Here is a 14,681-nt window from a genome sequence, read left to right on the forward strand (position 1 = left end):
GGCGCTGACCAGTCATGGGTGAGTTCGAGCTGATCCGCCACTTCTTTGCCGCCGCGCCCTGTGCGCAGGGTGGCGAGGGTGTGGCCCTGGGGATCGGCGACGATTGCGCCCTGCTGGCGCTGCCGGCTGGCGAGCAGTTGGCGGTGTCCACCGATACGCTGGTCGCTGGCGTACACTTCCCGCTGGATTGCGATCCCGGGCTGCTCGGCCAGCGCTCGCTGGCCGTGGCCGCGAGCGACCTGGCCGCCATGGGCGCGAGCGCCATCGGCTTCACCCTGGCGCTGACCTTGCCCGAGTTCAGCGCCGACTGGCTGCAAGCCTATGCCGAAGGCCTCGGGCGCATGGCGCACCGTTGCCGCATGAGCCTGATCGGCGGCGACACCACCCGTGGCCCTCTGAGCATCACCGTCACCGTGTTTGGCCGGGTTCCGGCCGGGCAGGCCCTGCGTCGCGATGGTGCCAGGCCGGGCGACCTGCTGTGTGTCGGTGGCAACCTGGGCAACGCGGCGGGCGCTCTGCCGCTGGTGCTGGGCGAGCGCCAGGCGCCGGTCGAGCAGGCCCAGGCGCTGCTCGCCCATTACTGGTCGCCGATGCCGCAACTGACACTGGGCCAGTTGCTGCGCGGTCGGGCCACGGCGGCGCTGGACATCTCCGATGGCCTGCTTGCCGACTGCGGCCATATCGCCCGGGCCTCGGGTGTCGCCCTCGAAGTGAACCGGCACCAGGTTCCGGTATCTACCGAGCTGGAGGCTTTTCTCGGGCGCGACGCCGCCGAGCATGCGGCGCTGACCGGCGGCGACGACTACGTGCTGGCCTTCACGATTCCGTCCGCGCAGCTTGAGGCATTGCAGCTGCCGGGCTTCATTCATGTCCATGTCATCGGCCGCGTCCTCGACGGACAGGGCGTCATCCTGCGGGACCGCCAGGGCCATGACATCACCCCGACGCAACGGGGCTATCAACATTTCAGGGAGACACCGTGACCGACCACCCCAATCAGGTGCCTGCGGAGTTCGTTCCGCCTTCGGTCTGGCGCAATCCGTGGCACTTCATCGCCTTCGGCTTCGGCTCCGGCACCCTGCCCAAGGCCCCGGGCACCTGGGGCTCGCTGGTGGCGCTGCCGTTCATTCCGCTGTGGCAGATGCTGCCGGACTGGGGCTACTGGCTGCTGCTGGGCATCACCATGCTGTTTGGCTTCTGGCTGTGCGGCAAGGTGGCGAACGACTTGCGCGTGCACGATCATGAAGGCATCGTCTGGGACGAGATGGTCGGCATGTGGATCACCCTCTGGCTGGTGCCCGAAGGTTGGCAGTGGCTGCTGGCAGGGTTCCTGATGTTCCGCTTCTTCGACATCCTCAAGCCCTGGCCGATCCGCTGGATCGATCGCCACGTGCATGGCGGTGTCGGCATCATGCTCGACGATATCCTGGCAGGCGTGTTTGCCTGGCTGGGCATGCAAGTGCTGGTTTGGGCGTTTGCCTGATACAGGGAGCGGGTCGATGGCCATACGGACTGCGCTGCTGGCGCTGATGCTGACTTTCCTGCCCTGGGGTGCCGGGGCCACCGACCTGCCCAGGCAGGTGCGGCTGGTCAGTGAAGAGTGGATCGACTACACCAACGCCGACGGCACCGGGGTCGCCTGGGATGTGCTGCGCAAGGTGTTCGAGCCGGCCGGCGTGAAGGTGGTGACGCAGAGCGCGCCCTACAGCCGGGCGGTCGGGCTGGTCAAGCGGGGCGAGGCCGATGCCTGGGTCGGTTCTTACAAGAACGAGAACGACGACAACCTCTACCCGCGCTGGCACTTCGATCTGGATCATATCTACGCCCTGGGCCTGGCGAGCAAACCGGTGCCAACGCTGAACAGCGTCGGCGAGTATCGCCTGGCCTGGGTGCGTGGCTATGGCTACGACGGTTACCTGCCCAACGTGCGTGAGTACCGCGAGATCCAGCGCCGCGAGGGCATCCTGCCGATGCTCGAGCATGATCGGGTGGATTTCTACATCGATGCCGAAACGGAAGTGGACTACGTGCTGCACCAGGCCAGCAAGCCGCAGGATTTCCGCCGTACCCACATCGCCGAACTGCCGCTGTACCTGGCCTTCACCCGCAGTGAGCAGGGCAAGGCGCTGCGCGACCTGTTCGACCAGCGCATGGCAAAGCTGGTGCGCAGTGGCGAGCTGAGGGCGATCTTCGAGCACTGGAAGCAGCCGTACCCGTTCGCTTCCGACAGCCAGCCGCATTGATCGCCGACATATCGTGCTCCTGCAGGGGCATCTGGCGGGCCTAAGCATCGAACCTTTCGATCTTAAGCCTCGATATTCCGCGTGCCCATGGCTGTCGGGCTGCTGATACAATCTAGCCCATTGAAATTTCCTACTTATCAGGAGCACAACGTGCCCGTCGTCTTTGTTGCCGCCTCCAAACTCCCCACGCCTTTTGCGACATTCACCATGCATGGCTTTCTCGACGAAGCCACCGGCCGCGAGCATGTGGTGCTCAGCCTGGGTGATATTGCCGATGGCGAGCCGGTGCTGGGGCGTCTGCACTCCGAATGCCTGACCGGCGATGCGCTGTTCAGCCAGCGTTGCGACTGCGGCTCGCAACTGGAGGCCGCGCTGCAGGCCATCGCTCGCGAAGGCCGTGGCGTGCTGCTGTACCTGCGCCAGGAGGGTCGTGGCATCGGCCTGTTGAACAAGATCCGCGCCTATGAACTGCAGGACGGCGGTGCCGATACCGTCGAGGCCAACGAGCGCCTGGGCTTTGCCGCCGACCAGCGGGACTACGCCATGTGCCTGCCGATGCTCGAGCACCTGGGCGTCAAGTCGCTGCGCCTGATGACCAACAACCCGCGCAAGGTCAAGGCGCTGACCGACATGAATATCGTGGTTGCCGAGCGCGTGCCGCTGCATACCGGCCACAACCCGCACAACCGCCTGTATCTGGCGACCAAGGCCGACAAGCTCGGTCACATGATGGGCAACCGCCACCAGGGCGAAGTCCCGCAGGCATGACGTCAGGCCCGGTGAGGCGTATGCCTTGAGCCGTGCCTTGTGGCTGGGCCTGTTGCTGATGGTTGCCACGCTGGCCGAGGCCGGCCCGCGTGTGGTCAGCCTCGGGCCTTCGATGACCGAGATCGTCCTGGAGCTTGAGGCTGAAGACCTGCTGGTGGGCCTGCTCGAGAGCGGCGAGCGCCCGCAGCGTCTCGAGCACCTGCCATCGGTCGGGCGCTATGGGCAACTGGACATGGAGCGCCTGCTGGCGCTCAAGCCCGACCTGTTGCTGCTCTGGCCCGGCAGCGTTCCCCCAGCCCAGCGCGATCAGCTGCGGCAACTGGGCATCGCCACCTTCAGCAGCGAACCCCACGACCTTGACCAGTTGATCGAGCAGATCCAGGCCATCGCCGTGCGCCTGGGGCGCGCCGAGCAGGGGCAGCGCTACGCAGACGGCTTGCGCAGGCGCCTGGCGCACCTGCGCGAGCGTTATCACCGCGATCAGCCGCTCAAGGTGTTCTATCAGGTGTGGGATCAGCCGCTCTATACCTTGGGTGGCCGTCAGGTGGTGAGCGACGCGCTGGCTGCCTGCGGTGCGCGCAATGTCTTTGCCGACCTGGTGCAGCCCGCGCCACAGGTGAGCGTCGAGTCGGTGCTGGCGCGCGATCCCGAGGTGATACTGGCCGGGGACGCTGCGCAGTTGGGCAGCTGGAGGGCCTGGCCAAAGCTTAGCGCTGTCGCAGGCGGGCGTCTGCTGGTGGTCCCCGACAAGGGCCTGGAACGCCCCAGCGGACAGATGATCGAGGCTACGGCGCGCCTGTGTGCCCTGCTTGAGGCTAAAGCTCCGGCGTCCAGGTAAGGCTCAGCAGCCAGGTGCGACCTTCCTCGCGGTAGCCGTGGTCGTTGCCCTCGTAGCTGTAGAGTGCCCGGCTGTAACCCTTGTCCAGCAGGTTATCCAGCCTGGCCTCGAGCTTCAGCGCCGCGCTGGCTGCCCAACTGCCGCGCAGGCCCAACAGTGCGTGGCCGCCAAGCCTGTTGCGATTGGCCTCGTCGTCGAAGCTGCTGCTCACCGCCTGCCAGCTGGCGCCCACGCTGAAACGGTCGAACTGCCGGTCCAGGTCCAGGCTCAGGGTGTGACGAGCGCGGCGAGCCAGAGTGTGGCCACTGTCGCGGTCGCGCGGATCGATCAGTGCGAGACCGAGTTGGCTGCGCCATGGCCCCCAGTCCTGGGTCAGCGACATTTCCATGCCGTTGATCCGTGCCGAGGCGACATTTCGTGGAATCGAACCTTCGCCGAAGATGATCGCGTCGCGCAGGTCGGTACGGTACAGCGAGGTTTCCAGACGGCTGCTGCTGCTCAGCTGGCTGCGCCATTGCAGCTCGTAGCTCCTGGAGCGCTCAGGATCGAGGTCGGGATTGCTGTATTGCGGGTAGTACAGGTCGTTGAAGGTCGGCGCGCGGAAGCCTTCGCTGTATGACAGCAGCAGGTCGTTGTCGGTGTTCAGCGGCAGGGTCAGGCTGGCGCTCCAGGTGGTCTGGCCGCCGAACTGCTGGTTCTGGTCGCGGCGCATGCCCAGTTCGGTGGAGAAGCGTTCGCCGCTGTAGCGATGCTGGATGAAGGCCGCACGGTTGTAGCGGCTGTCCTCGCTGAAATCGGTGCTGCCATGAACCCGGTCCTGGTACCAGTCGGCGCCCAGCAACAGACTGTTGGCCGCATCGAGGGCGAGGTCGTTCTGCCAGGTCACTTGGTCGCGATAGGTGTTGAAAACGCTTCCATCGTCGCTGAGTTTGTCGCGTTTACGGTCGCGGTTCTCGCTGTGGCCGAGCTCCAGGCGCGAATGCCAGCGCTCGCTGAGCTGGGCATCCAGGTAAGTGCCGAGGCTGCTGACGGTGAAGTCGGTATAGGGCTTCTGGCCGAAACTCTCGAAGCTGACCGGGTCGAATCGACCGAAGGGGTTGTCGTACTCGCTGCGACCACGGCTGTCGAGCAGGTTCACCCCGGCCTCGAAGCGCTCGCCGAAGGTGTGGCTCAGGCTCAGGTTGAAGGACTTGTTGCGGTAGGCGTCGTGATCGCCATCGCTTTCGAAGGACGGCCCGGTCGAGTCGATACCTGCGGTTTCGTCGAGGCTGCCACCGAGGTTGAAGCGGGTCTGCCCGTCGCCACCGGACAGGCCGAGGCTGCGCTGGAAGGTCTGGTTGCTGCCGGCGGCCAGACGCAGGCGTGGTTGCAGGCCGGGACCACTGGCACGACGGGTGAAGACCTGGATCACCCCGCCGATGGCGTCGCTGCCGTACACCGCCGAGCGCGAGCCGCGAAGCACTTCGACGCGCTCGATCTGGTCGACGTCGAGAAACTGCAGGCCACTGTCGCCGGAGGTGGCGTTGGCGGTGCGCACGCCGTCCACCAGCACCAGGCTCTGGGCGGTCTTGGTGCCTCGGATGAAGATGCCCGGCAGGCTGCCACGGCCGCCGGTCGGCGCGACCTGCACGCCGGGTACGCGGCTCAGCAGGTCGGTGACGCTGCTCGGTTGCAGGCGGTCGATGTCGGCGCGGGTGAACACGGTGTTGGCGGCGCTGGTGGCCGTGCGTGATTCGACCTGGCGGTTGGCGCTGATCAGGGTGTCGGCGAGCTTGAGGGCGTCGTCGCGTTCGGCGGCCAGCAGCGGGAGGGGGAGGCAGAGCAGTGGTGCGAAGGTCAGGATTCTCATCGGCATTACCATAGCATTCGCGGGCAAGTCGGGGCGCCGAACTGTCGCGCCGACGTGCCCGCGAAAGGGCGCTAGAGGCCGAGCTTGGCCATTCGAGCCCTGACCGAAGCTTCGATGCCGGCAGCGTCCAGTCCGCACTCGGCCAGCATCTGAGCAGGCTTGGCGTGCTCGACGTAGAGATCCGGCAAGCCCAGGTGCAGCAGTGGCTTGACCACTGCCTCGCGCGCCAGGAATTCGCTGACCGCAGCACCGGCACCGCCCATGATGGCGTTCTCTTCGACAGTCACCAGCAGCTCGTGGCTGCCGGCCAGTTCCAGTACCAGGGCTTCATCCAGTGGCTTGACGAAGCGCATGTCGACCACGGTGGCATCGATCTGCTCGGCCACCTGCAGCGCTTCGGCGAGCTGCACGCCAAACACCAGCAGCGCCACTTTCGAACCCTGGCGACGAATCACGCCCTTGCCGATTTCCAGCGGCTCCAGGTCGCCATCGATCGGCGCGTTGGGGCCGGTACCGCGCGGGTAGCGTACGGCGGCCGGGCCTTTGTACAGGTGCCCGGTGCTGAGCATCTTGCGCAGCTCGTTCTCGTCGCTCGGGGTCATCACCAGCATGCCGGGGATGCAGCGCAGGTACGACAGGTCGAAGCTGCCCGCGTGGGTCGGGCCGTCTTCACCGACCAGGCCGGCGCGGTCGATGGCGAACAGCACGTCCAGGTCCTGCACCGCCACGTCGTGGATCAGCTGGTCGTAGGCGCGCTGCAGGAAGGTCGAATAGATCGCCACCACCGGCTTGGCACCTTCGCAGGCCATGCCGGCGGCGAAGGTGACGGCGTGCTGCTCGGCGATCGCCACGTCGAAGTAGCGCTCCGGGAAGCGTTCGCTGAAGGCCACCAGGTCGGAGCCTTCCTTCATCGCCGGGGTGATGCCCACCAGGCGGTTGTCGGCAGCGGCCATGTCGCACAGCCACTGGCCGAACACCGCGGAGTACTTCGGGCCGCTGGGCTTTTTCGGCGCGGCGGGCTTGTCGGCGGGTTCGAGCTTGGTGATGGCGTGGTAGCCGATCGGGTCCACCTCGGCGGGGGCGAAGCCCTTGCCTTTCTTGGTCACCACGTGCAGGAACTGCGGGCCCTTGAGATCGCGCATGTTGCGCAGGGTGGCGATCATGGTGGGCAGGTCGTGGCCGTCGATCGGGCCGATGTAGTTCCAGCCCAGCTCTTCGAACAGGGTGCCGGGCACCAGCATGCCCTTGGCGTACTCTTCGGTGCGGCGGGCGATTTCCCAGGCGCCGGGCAGGCGCGACAGCACTTTCTTGCTGCCTTCGCGCATGCTCGCGTAGGTGCGGCTGGAGAGGATCTTGGCCAGGTAGTTGGACAGCCCGCCGACGTTGCGCGAAATCGACATGTCGTTGTCGTTGAGGATGACCAGCATGTCGGCATCGACTTCCTGGGCGTGGTTCAGCGCCTCGAAGGCCATGCCGGCAGTCAGTGCGCCATCGCCGATCACGGCGATGGACTTGCGCGGGTCGTTCTGCAGCCGGGCGGCGATGGCCATGCCCAGGGCGGCACTGATCGAGGTGCTGGAGTGGCCGACGCCGAAGGTGTCGTACTCGCTCTCGCTGCGGCGCGGGAAGGCGGCGATGCCGTCTTTCTGGCGCAGGCTGAGCATGCGCTGGCGACGACCGGTGAGGATCTTGTGCGGGTAGGCCTGGTGGCCGACGTCCCAGACCAGGCGGTCATCGGGGGTGTCGAAGACGTAGTGCAGGGCGATCGTCAGCTCGATGACGCCCAGGCCCGCACCGAAATGCCCGCCAGTCTGGCCCACGGTGTAGAGCAGCTCCTGGCGCAGTTCGTCGGCCAGGCTCTCCAGGTCGGCTTCGGCCAGCCGGCGCAGGCCGGCAGGCGTGTCGGCGCGGTCCAGCAGAGGCGTGACCGGGCGTTCGCGGGGGATCTCTTGAAACGTCGTGGGCATCAGGCGAGTCGTTATAGGTTTGAAGACGCGGCAGTTTACCCCATTGTGGGACAAGTGCACATTGGACCACGGGTTACGCGGACCCTGTGGGAGCGGGTTTACCCGCGAAGACGGCGGCAGGCCCGGCATCGCATTCGCGGGTAAACCCGCTCCCACAGGGGATTGGCATCAACGCTTAATGGCGGCGCTCGACGATATAGCGCGCCAGGGTGCGCAGCGGCTCGGCGTTTTCACCGAACCCTTCCAATGCGACCAGCGCCTGGTCGCGCAGTTCGATCGCGTAGGCCTTGGCGGCATCCAGGCCGAGCAGGGCGGGGTAGGTGGGTTTGTCACGGGCGATGTCTGCACCCTGGCGCTTGCCCAGGGTGGCGGTATCGCTTTCGACGTCGAGGATGTCGTCCTGCACCTGGAACGCCAGGCCGACGGCCTGTGCATAGGTCTGCAACGCATCCAGTCGAGTGGGGCTGGCCTGGCCGCTGGCCAGGGCGCCGAGGCGCACGCTGGCCTCGATCAGTGCGCCGGTCTTGTGCCGGTGCATGTACTCCAGGGCCTGCTGGTCGAGCTTGACCCCGACCGAGCCAAGGTCGATGGCCTGGCCGCCAACCATGCCGGCCGGGCCTGCAGCCTTGGCCAGGGCCTGGACCATGGCCAGGCGGATGGCGTCGGGCTGCGGGCTCAGGCGGGCATCGAGCAGGGCGCTGAAAGCCAGGCTCTGCAGGCCGTCGCCGGCCAGAATCGCGCAGGCTTCGTCGAACGCCTTGTGAGTGGTCGGCTGGCCGCGGCGCAGATCGTCGTCGTCCATGGCCGGCAGGTCGTCATGCACCAGCGAGTAGGCGTGGATCAGCTCCACCGCGCAAGCCGCACCGTTGGCCTGCTCGGGCGCAACGCCGAAGGCTTCGCAGGCGGCGTAGGCGAGCAGGGGGCGCACGCGTTTGCCGCCGTTCATCACGCTGTAGCGCATCGCCGCGTAGAGACGTTCGAGCTCCCTGGAGGGGGCCACGAACAGCGGTTCGAGGGCGGCGTCGACACGCGCCTGGCAAGCGGCCTGGTAGGTGGCGATCATTCCTGCGGTTCCGCGTCGAAGGGCTCGGCGGCCAGTTCGCCGTCGCGCTCCAGCAGGATCTGCACCTTCTGTTCGGCCTGGGCCAGGGCGCCCTGGCAGTCGCGGGTCAGGGCGATGCCCTGCTCGAACGCTGCCAGCGACTCTTCCAGCGACAGCTCGCCGGTCTCCAGGCGCTCGACCAGGGCTTGCAGGTCGGCGAGGGATTGTTCGAAATCGATGGAGGTTTTCTTGCGGGCCATGGCGACTGTCTCGGTGGCGATTTTAACGGCGCGACACTAGCAGAGCGGGGCGGGGTGAGCAAATGGGCCGCCCGCGCCCGGGATCTGTTTCTGTCGCATCTTGTTGCATTTGCGTAGGAAGGTTCTTATTGCAATCTGAGACGTAGTCCGATTGTGACCCCATTTAGCCTCTGCCATAATCCCGCCCGCTCTGGCTTGCGCGTCTGCAAGGCTTCGGGCGCTACCCCCCTCGACGTCACGTAACGGACTACGTTGTGAGCTTCCTTTCGATCGAATTCGGCCTGTGCTTCACGCTCTTGTTCCTGGTGTACTGGAGCTTGTGCTGGAGCGTACGCCTGCAGAACCTGCTGCTGCTGGCGGCCAGTTACGGGCTGGTGGCGAGTTTCGGCCTCGCGTCGCTGTACGTCCTGCTCGGCTACAGCGCGATGGTCTACCTGCTCGGGCTTCTGGCCGCGCGCCAGCCCGGGCGATGGTTCAACGCCGTGCTGTCACTGGCGTTGGTGCTGGGCTGCTTCTACCTGTTCAAGTACCAGGAGTTCTTCGCAGGCGGTGTGCAGGGCGCCTTCGCCGCTGCCGGGCTCGACGTATCGTTGCCGGTGCTCGAGCTGCTGGTGCCGATCGGCCTGTCGTTCTACGCCTTCCACTCGGTGAGCTACCTGGTGTCGATCAACCGCGGCGAGATGGACTCTGCTGCGCCACTGGACCTCGCGCTTTACCTGGCATTCTTCCCCAGCCTGATCGCCGGGCCGGTCAATCGCGCCGCGCACCTGCTGCCGCAGATCCGTGTGCAGGCCATGCGCGAGGTGCTGGAGCCGCAGCGGGCACTGGGGCTGATCGCCCTGGCGGTGGTCAAGCTGTTCCTGCTCAGCGGCTGGCTGGGCAGCGAGTGGGTGGATCCTGTGTTCGACACCCCTGGCAGTTTCACGCCCGAGCAGGTGCTGCTGAGCGTCTATGGCTACAGCTTCCTGATCTACTTCAACTTCAGCGGCTACACCAACCTGGTCACCGGCATCGCCCTGCTGCTGGGTTTCCGCCTGCCGGACAACTTCAACGCCCCCTACGCTTCGCGCAACCTCAAGGAGTTCTGGGGGCGCTGGCACATCAGCCTGTCGCGCTTCATCCGTGACTACATCTACATCCCCCTGGGCGGTAACCGCAAAGGCGTGTGGCGCGGCAACCTGAACATGCTGCTGGCCATGTTGATCTCGGGCCTGTGGCACGGCGCTAGCCTCAACTTCATCATCTGGGGCGCGCTGCACGGTGTGGGGCTGGCCCTGTACAAGCTGTTCGAGCAACTGTGCCCGGGCTTTGCGCGCCTGCCGGGTGCGGACCTGCTGGCCCGCCTGCTGACCTTCCATTACGTGGCCTTCGCCTGGATCTTCTTCCGCAGCCCGACCCTGGACAGCGCCTGGGAAATGCTTGGCGGTATCGCCCAGGTCAGCCTGGCCGGTCTCGACTCGGCCACTGGTGTATTGCTACTGGGCTGCGTGCTGTACGTCGCCACGTATCCACAGTGGCTGGCGAGCCTGCGCCAGGGCTTCGCCGCCAGCCAGCGCCTGCCGTGGCAGGTGTATCCGCTGCCACTGGCGGTCTTCGTGTCGCTGGTGATCTTCGCGTCGCAATCAGGTGTGCCGGGGTTCATCTATGCCAGCTTCTGATATCCGCCAGCTGTTCCAGGTGCAGATGGGCGCGGCGCGCACGCTGTACGCCATGCTGGTAGCCATGGGCCTGTTGTTCTGGCTGAACCAGGACTCGATCAGCCTGTATTGCCAGCAGAAATACCATCGCAGCTGCGAGTTGCCGGTACTGGGGCAGTTGCCGGCCTGGCGCCTGGGGGCGGGCTTGACCACCGCGCTGGAACAGGGCCGCGACAGTTTTCTCGACAGCCTGAGCAGGCCGGTCGCGGTGGTCGATGCACCGCCGGTGGTCGAGCTGCCGCCGCCCATGCCGGTGGTGAGTATCGATCTGCAGGCGCACTCGGTCAGACCGGCACCGATAAGCGCAGCTGCAACCCACACGGCTGCGCCGCAGCATGTGCCAGCAATGGCTCCGACAGTGGTGCCGGTTGCCGCAGAACAGCCGGTCGCGCCCATCACGGCGCCGGAGGGGCTGGCGTCGCTGGCCGCAGGTGATGAAGTGTTCCTGGTCGGCGACTCGCTGATGCAGGGCGTTGCCCCGCACCTGGCCAACAGCCTGCGCAAGCGCTACCAGATCCACACCATCAACCTCAGCCGGCAGAGCACCGGGCTTGCCTATCCGGGCTTCTTCAACTGGCCGAAGACCGTGGCCGACACGCTTGCCAGCGAGCCGAAGATCCGCCTGATGGTGGTGTTTCTCGGCCCCAACGACCCGTGGGACATGCCCCAGGGCAAGGGCAAGCCATTCCTGCGCTTCAAGTCGCCGGAGTGGGAGGTGGCCTATCGCGAGCGCATCGACGCGATCCTCGAGCAGGCGCGTGAGCACAATGTCCAGGTGATCTGGGTCGGTCCGCCGAACATGGAGAAGTCGCGCCTGTCGACTGCCATGAATTACCTCAGCGGCCTTTACCAGGAGCGCACCACGCAGTTCGGCCAGCATTACGTCTCGGCCAACCCGATTCTCGGCTATCCCGACGAGCAGTTCTCGTATACGGTGCAGACGCCGGAGGGCAAGCGGGTCAAGGTCCGGGTCGACGACGGCATTCATTTCACCATCACGGGCCAGAAGATGATCGCCGCGCAGGTACTGTCACTGATCAGCTTTCCGGTCCTGACTGCAACAGGACACTGAGATGCGCCTATGGCATCACCTGCTGGGCGTGGCGCTGCTGGTCAGCGCCTTGCCCGCGTGCAGCACCGGCGCCAGCGCGCCACCCCAGCCTGCCGCCAAGCCCGCCGCTGTCGCCAGTGTGCGTGACGATGGCAACCTGGCGCTGCTCGCCGGCAAGTTCCGCAACGCCGGCCGTGCGCCCGTTTCCATCGTCCAGCTGGGTGATTCGCACACCGCTGCCGACCTGTTCAGCGGTGAGCTGCGCAAGCTGCTGCAAGCCCGCTATGGCGACGGTGGCATTGGCCTGGTGCCGGCTTCGCCCGTGCCGGGGATCCGCAACGACCGGGTGATCGTCAGCAGCGAGCGCCGTCAGTGGGAGCTGGTGTCGGCGCGCAACCAGCAGAGCAGCCAGTTTCCGTTGGGCGGCTACCTGTCGCTGCCGGTGGTCGATCGCCCAGGCGTGAAGATCCAGGCCCGCGACCCTGACGAACAACGCTACCGGATCTCGGCCCTGTACCAGGCAGCGCGCAGCAGCACGCTGGTGGCCAACGGCAGCCAGCGCCGCATGCTACCGGCCAGCAATGGTGAATGGCGCTTCAGCCCGGCCTTCATCAATCTCGGCCTGCCGTTGCAACTGAGCGTCGAAGGCGCCCAGGGCGTGGCGCTGGGCGGTTGGTATATCCAGGGCCAGAAAAACGCCGGGGTCACCTATTCATCGCTGGGTATCAACGGCGCGCGGTTGGAGGTGGTCGACAAGTGGCAGGCGGGCTGGCAAGGCACGCTCAAGGCGTTGCGGCCGGACCTGGTGATCCTGGCCTACGGCACCAACGAAGCCTTCGATGACAAGCTCGACCTGGCCCTGTACCAGTCGCAGTTGGACGCCACCTTGACCCGACTGCGTCAGGACATGCCCAAGGCGGCGATCCTGCTGGTCGGGCCACCCGACTCGATCAAGCAGCGCAAGGCTGCCAGTTGCGCAGCGCGCCAGCCCCAGCCGCTGGCGAGCGTGATCCGTATCCAGCGCGAGGTGGCGCAGAAGCACAAGGCGCTGTTCTGGGATTGGCAGGGAGCAATGGGCGGTCCGTGCTCGATTGCTGCCTGGCAGGCCAGCGGCCTGGGGCGACCGGACCTGGTGCACCTGACGGCCGACGGCTATCGCAAGAGTGCGGCGATGTTGTACGCCTATCTGAAGGGGCAGTTGGGGCTGCGCTGAGCGCAGCCCCTGCAGATACAGCGCCGCGCCTGCAAGGAGCGGCGCTGCAGGTCAGGCGGGTTGTGCTTCAAGCTCCAGCATCGCTTCGCGATAGCGCGCCAGTTCCTCGATGGTCACCACCGGCAGGTTGTATTGGCGCGCATACACCGCCACCTGTTCGCCTCGGGCCATGCTGCCGTCGGGGTTCATCAGCTCGCACAGCACCGCGGCTGGCCGCAGCCCGGCCAGGCGAGCCAGGTCCACCGAGCCTTCGGTATGGCCGCGACGGGTCAGTACGCCGCCATCACGCGCACGCAACGGGAACACATGACCAGGGCTGACGATATGACGCTGCTCGGCGGTCGAGCGCAGTGCGGCCTCGATGGTGGTGATCCGGTCCTGGGCCGACACACCGGTGCTCACGCCCTCGGCCGCCTCGATGGTGACGGTGAAGCCGGTGCCATGGCGGGCCTGGTTGTTCTGCACCATGGGTGCGAGCTGCAGGGCGTCGACCGTGGCTTCGTCCAGGCACAGGCAGACGATGCCGCTGCAATCGCGAATCATCATGGCCATGGTCTGCAGCGACAGGTTTTCGGCGGCGGCGACGATATCGGCTTCGTCCTCGCGGTCGTCGTCGTCGAGCAGCAGCACGGGGCGCCCGGCCTGGAAGGCGGCGATGGCGGCGGTGACGTTGGGGAATTTCGAGTGGTGCAAGGTGGACATGAAACGCTCCTCGTGAATGATCGATGAACGTCTCGGGGCGAACAAATGCGCGCGCAAGGGCGCCCGATGGCCCCGCGCTTGCGCCTTCTTTCATCCGGACTATGACCGTCGGCTCTGGAGTCTCACCAGATCTGCTGACCCCCGGCATGGCCGGGGCGCTCGCGGGCTCATCTTTCGATTTACCGCCGGTGGGGACTTTCACCCCGCCCTGAAGACCGGGGGAGCATACCGCAAACCGACCATTCGCTGGCAAGCCTTGTAGGAGCGGGCTTGCCCGCGAACACGGGCATAGTCCGTGCCAGACAGCGCGGTGTCTTTTTCGCGAGCAAGTCGGAGCGCCGAACCGCCGCCCCTACAGATCAGTGCAGCCTGCCGCGCTCGACATCCGTCATCAGCGCTTTGGCAAAGGCGCTCAGGTAGTCGGCGGCGGTCAGCAGTCGGGCGTCCTGCTCCATCAGCCCTTCGTGCAGCAGGTGGCGGATGCAGGCGAGCAGGTTCATCACTTCGTTGTAGGCGTGTTCGGCGGGGATACCGGGCAGGATACGGAACATGTCCACAGGCGGGTTGCCGGATTCATTGAAAGTTTCCAGGCCGGCAGTCAGGAGAGGTGGGTCGGGGACGATCTTTTTCATGGCTTTACTCCTTGGTGCAAGGGAGCCGCCACATCTTTCTCAAGGATTTTGGGTGGCGGCCGCGCGCGGGGTGAGAAACCGAGGGAGCAAAGAAAACTCGGCCAGACCGAAGTCTGCCCGCGCGCGGCTGCCATAAAGACATGCTCTTTTACTCATCAACGGGTTCTCACACCCGGCCGCAAACATTGCGACCCAGGGACGTTATTCCTGAGGTGATTTCCCGACAACAGAGAAGCTTCGGCAAGGCGCGTAGGATACTTCCCAAGCCTGCTTGCCTCGAAGCATTTGGATTCAAATTGGGAAATGTCCTACAGCTTGGGCGCGCGGTTAAGCAGCCAAAGCCAGTGAAGGCGGGACGCCTGAGCCAAAAAGGTTTATCGTTTGGCATGCGAATTTGCAGGGCCTGGGAAGACACTAGA

Annotated in this window: 14 protein-coding genes and 1 riboswitch; of the genes, 8 read left to right on the forward strand and 6 right to left on the reverse strand. The window is 65.8% G+C overall.

Annotated features, from left to right (window positions below):
* Positions 1-14 precede the first annotated feature (14 nt).
* The 5 genes from thiL to AC1TXO_RS02920 all read left to right on the forward strand — a co-directional run bounded on the left by thiL (position 15) and on the right by AC1TXO_RS02920 (position 3,849).
* Entirely contained in the window at positions 15-983 is a 969-nt protein-coding gene (gene thiL, locus AC1TXO_RS02900) for a thiamine-phosphate kinase (RefSeq protein WP_486404958.1), read from the forward strand.
* A complete protein-coding gene (locus tag AC1TXO_RS02905; protein WP_486404959.1) occupies positions 980-1,483 on the forward strand; it encodes a phosphatidylglycerophosphatase A family protein in 504 nt (167 codons plus the stop codon). The genes thiL and AC1TXO_RS02905 overlap by 4 nt, the downstream gene beginning before the upstream one ends.
* Positions 1,484-1,499: 16 nt before the next feature.
* Positions 1,500-2,243, forward strand: a complete 744-nt coding sequence (locus AC1TXO_RS02910; protein ID WP_486404960.1) for a substrate-binding periplasmic protein — start codon at positions 1,500-1,502, stop codon at positions 2,241-2,243.
* Positions 2,244-2,393: 150 nt separating this feature from the next.
* Positions 2,394-3,011 carry a GTP cyclohydrolase II gene (ribA, locus tag AC1TXO_RS02915; protein ID WP_486404961.1) on the forward strand — a complete coding sequence of 206 codons (618 nt, stop codon included), beginning with the start codon at positions 2,394-2,396 and terminating at the stop codon, positions 3,009-3,011.
* A gap of 58 nt (positions 3,012-3,069) precedes the next feature.
* On the forward strand, positions 3,070-3,849 hold the full coding sequence (locus AC1TXO_RS02920; protein WP_486406779.1) for a cobalamin-binding protein: 780 nt from the start codon (positions 3,070-3,072) through the stop codon (positions 3,847-3,849).
* Here the strand turns inward: AC1TXO_RS02920 and AC1TXO_RS02925 are convergent.
* The 4 genes from AC1TXO_RS02925 to AC1TXO_RS02940 form a co-directional block, all read right to left on the reverse strand.
* Entirely contained in the window at positions 3,827-5,698 is a 1,872-nt protein-coding gene (locus tag AC1TXO_RS02925) for a TonB-dependent receptor domain-containing protein (protein ID WP_486404962.1), read from the reverse strand. The genes AC1TXO_RS02920 and AC1TXO_RS02925 overlap by 23 nt on opposite strands.
* A 71-nt stretch (positions 5,699-5,769) precedes the next feature.
* On the reverse strand, positions 5,770-7,665 hold the full coding sequence (gene dxs, locus AC1TXO_RS02930) for a 1-deoxy-D-xylulose-5-phosphate synthase (protein ID WP_486404963.1): 1,896 nt from the start codon (positions 7,663-7,665) through the stop codon (positions 5,770-5,772).
* Positions 7,666-7,840: 175 nt separating this feature from the next.
* Positions 7,841-8,728: a (2E,6E)-farnesyl diphosphate synthase gene (gene ispA, locus AC1TXO_RS02935; RefSeq protein ID WP_486404964.1), complete on the reverse strand. Its 888-nt coding sequence runs from the start codon at positions 8,726-8,728 to the stop codon at positions 7,841-7,843.
* Positions 8,725-8,967: an exodeoxyribonuclease VII small subunit gene (locus AC1TXO_RS02940; protein WP_054892757.1), complete on the reverse strand. Its 243-nt coding sequence runs from the start codon at positions 8,965-8,967 to the stop codon at positions 8,725-8,727. Before AC1TXO_RS02940 ends, ispA begins: the two co-directional genes overlap by 4 nt.
* Before the next feature lie 254 nt (positions 8,968-9,221).
* Here AC1TXO_RS02940 and AC1TXO_RS02945 point away from each other — a divergent pair, with 254 nt between their 5' ends.
* The 3 genes from AC1TXO_RS02945 to AC1TXO_RS02955 are packed head-to-tail and all read left to right on the forward strand — an operon-like array spanning position 9,222 to position 12,928.
* Positions 9,222-10,625, forward strand: a complete 1,404-nt coding sequence (locus tag AC1TXO_RS02945) for an MBOAT family O-acyltransferase (RefSeq protein ID WP_486404965.1) — start codon at positions 9,222-9,224, stop codon at positions 10,623-10,625.
* On the forward strand, positions 10,612-11,736 hold the full coding sequence (locus AC1TXO_RS02950) for an SGNH/GDSL hydrolase family protein (RefSeq protein WP_486404966.1): 1,125 nt from the start codon (positions 10,612-10,614) through the stop codon (positions 11,734-11,736). Before AC1TXO_RS02945 ends, AC1TXO_RS02950 begins: the two co-directional genes overlap by 14 nt.
* 1 nt (position 11,737) lies before the next feature.
* Entirely contained in the window at positions 11,738-12,928 is a 1,191-nt protein-coding gene (locus AC1TXO_RS02955; protein ID WP_486404967.1) for an SGNH/GDSL hydrolase family protein, read from the forward strand.
* 51 nt (positions 12,929-12,979) lie between these two features.
* Here the strand turns inward: AC1TXO_RS02955 and ribB are convergent, their stop codons facing one another.
* Together ribB and AC1TXO_RS02965 are read right to left on the reverse strand one after the other, a co-directional pair.
* On the reverse strand, positions 12,980-13,630 hold the full coding sequence (gene ribB, locus AC1TXO_RS02960; RefSeq protein ID WP_054892761.1) for a 3,4-dihydroxy-2-butanone-4-phosphate synthase: 651 nt from the start codon (positions 13,628-13,630) through the stop codon (positions 12,980-12,982).
* A 78-nt stretch (positions 13,631-13,708) separates the two neighbouring features.
* A riboswitch (FMN riboswitch) is annotated at positions 13,709-13,850 on the reverse strand.
* A 139-nt stretch (positions 13,851-13,989) separates the two neighbouring features.
* Positions 13,990-14,262: a DUF3077 domain-containing protein gene (locus AC1TXO_RS02965; RefSeq protein WP_486404968.1), complete on the reverse strand. Its 273-nt coding sequence runs from the start codon at positions 14,260-14,262 to the stop codon at positions 13,990-13,992.
* Positions 14,263-14,681: the final 419 nt, after the last annotated feature.

Source organism: Pseudomonas sp. FA117, assembly GCF_057370475.1.

Bases quoted from the DNA above. Each gene is read 5' to 3' on its own strand.
- thiL (WP_486404958.1), top strand. From the start codon at position 15: ATGGGTGAGTTCGAGCTGATCCGCCACTTCTTTGCCGCCGCGCCCTGT.
- AC1TXO_RS02910 (WP_486404960.1), top strand. From the start codon at position 1,500: ATGGCCATACGGACTGCGCTGCTGGCGCTGATGCTGACTTTCCTGCCC.
- AC1TXO_RS02920 (WP_486406779.1), top strand. From the start codon at position 3,070: ATGGTTGCCACGCTGGCCGAGGCCGGCCCGCGTGTGGTCAGCCTCGGG.
- AC1TXO_RS02925 (WP_486404962.1), bottom strand. From the start codon at position 5,698: ATGAGAATCCTGACCTTCGCACCACTGCTCTGCCTCCCCCTCCCGCTG.
- dxs (WP_486404963.1), bottom strand. From the start codon at position 7,665: ATGCCCACGACGTTTCAAGAGATCCCCCGCGAACGCCCGGTCACGCCT.
- ispA (WP_486404964.1), bottom strand. From the start codon at position 8,728: ATGATCGCCACCTACCAGGCCGCTTGCCAGGCGCGTGTCGACGCCGCC.
- AC1TXO_RS02940 (WP_054892757.1), bottom strand. From the start codon at position 8,967: ATGGCCCGCAAGAAAACCTCCATCGATTTCGAACAATCCCTCGCCGAC.
- AC1TXO_RS02950 (WP_486404966.1), top strand. From the start codon at position 10,612: ATGCCAGCTTCTGATATCCGCCAGCTGTTCCAGGTGCAGATGGGCGCG.
- AC1TXO_RS02955 (WP_486404967.1), top strand. From the start codon at position 11,738: ATGCGCCTATGGCATCACCTGCTGGGCGTGGCGCTGCTGGTCAGCGCC.
- ribB (WP_054892761.1), bottom strand. From the start codon at position 13,630: ATGTCCACCTTGCACCACTCGAAATTCCCCAACGTCACCGCCGCCATC.
- AC1TXO_RS02965 (WP_486404968.1), bottom strand. From the start codon at position 14,262: ATGAAAAAGATCGTCCCCGACCCACCTCTCCTGACTGCCGGCCTGGAA.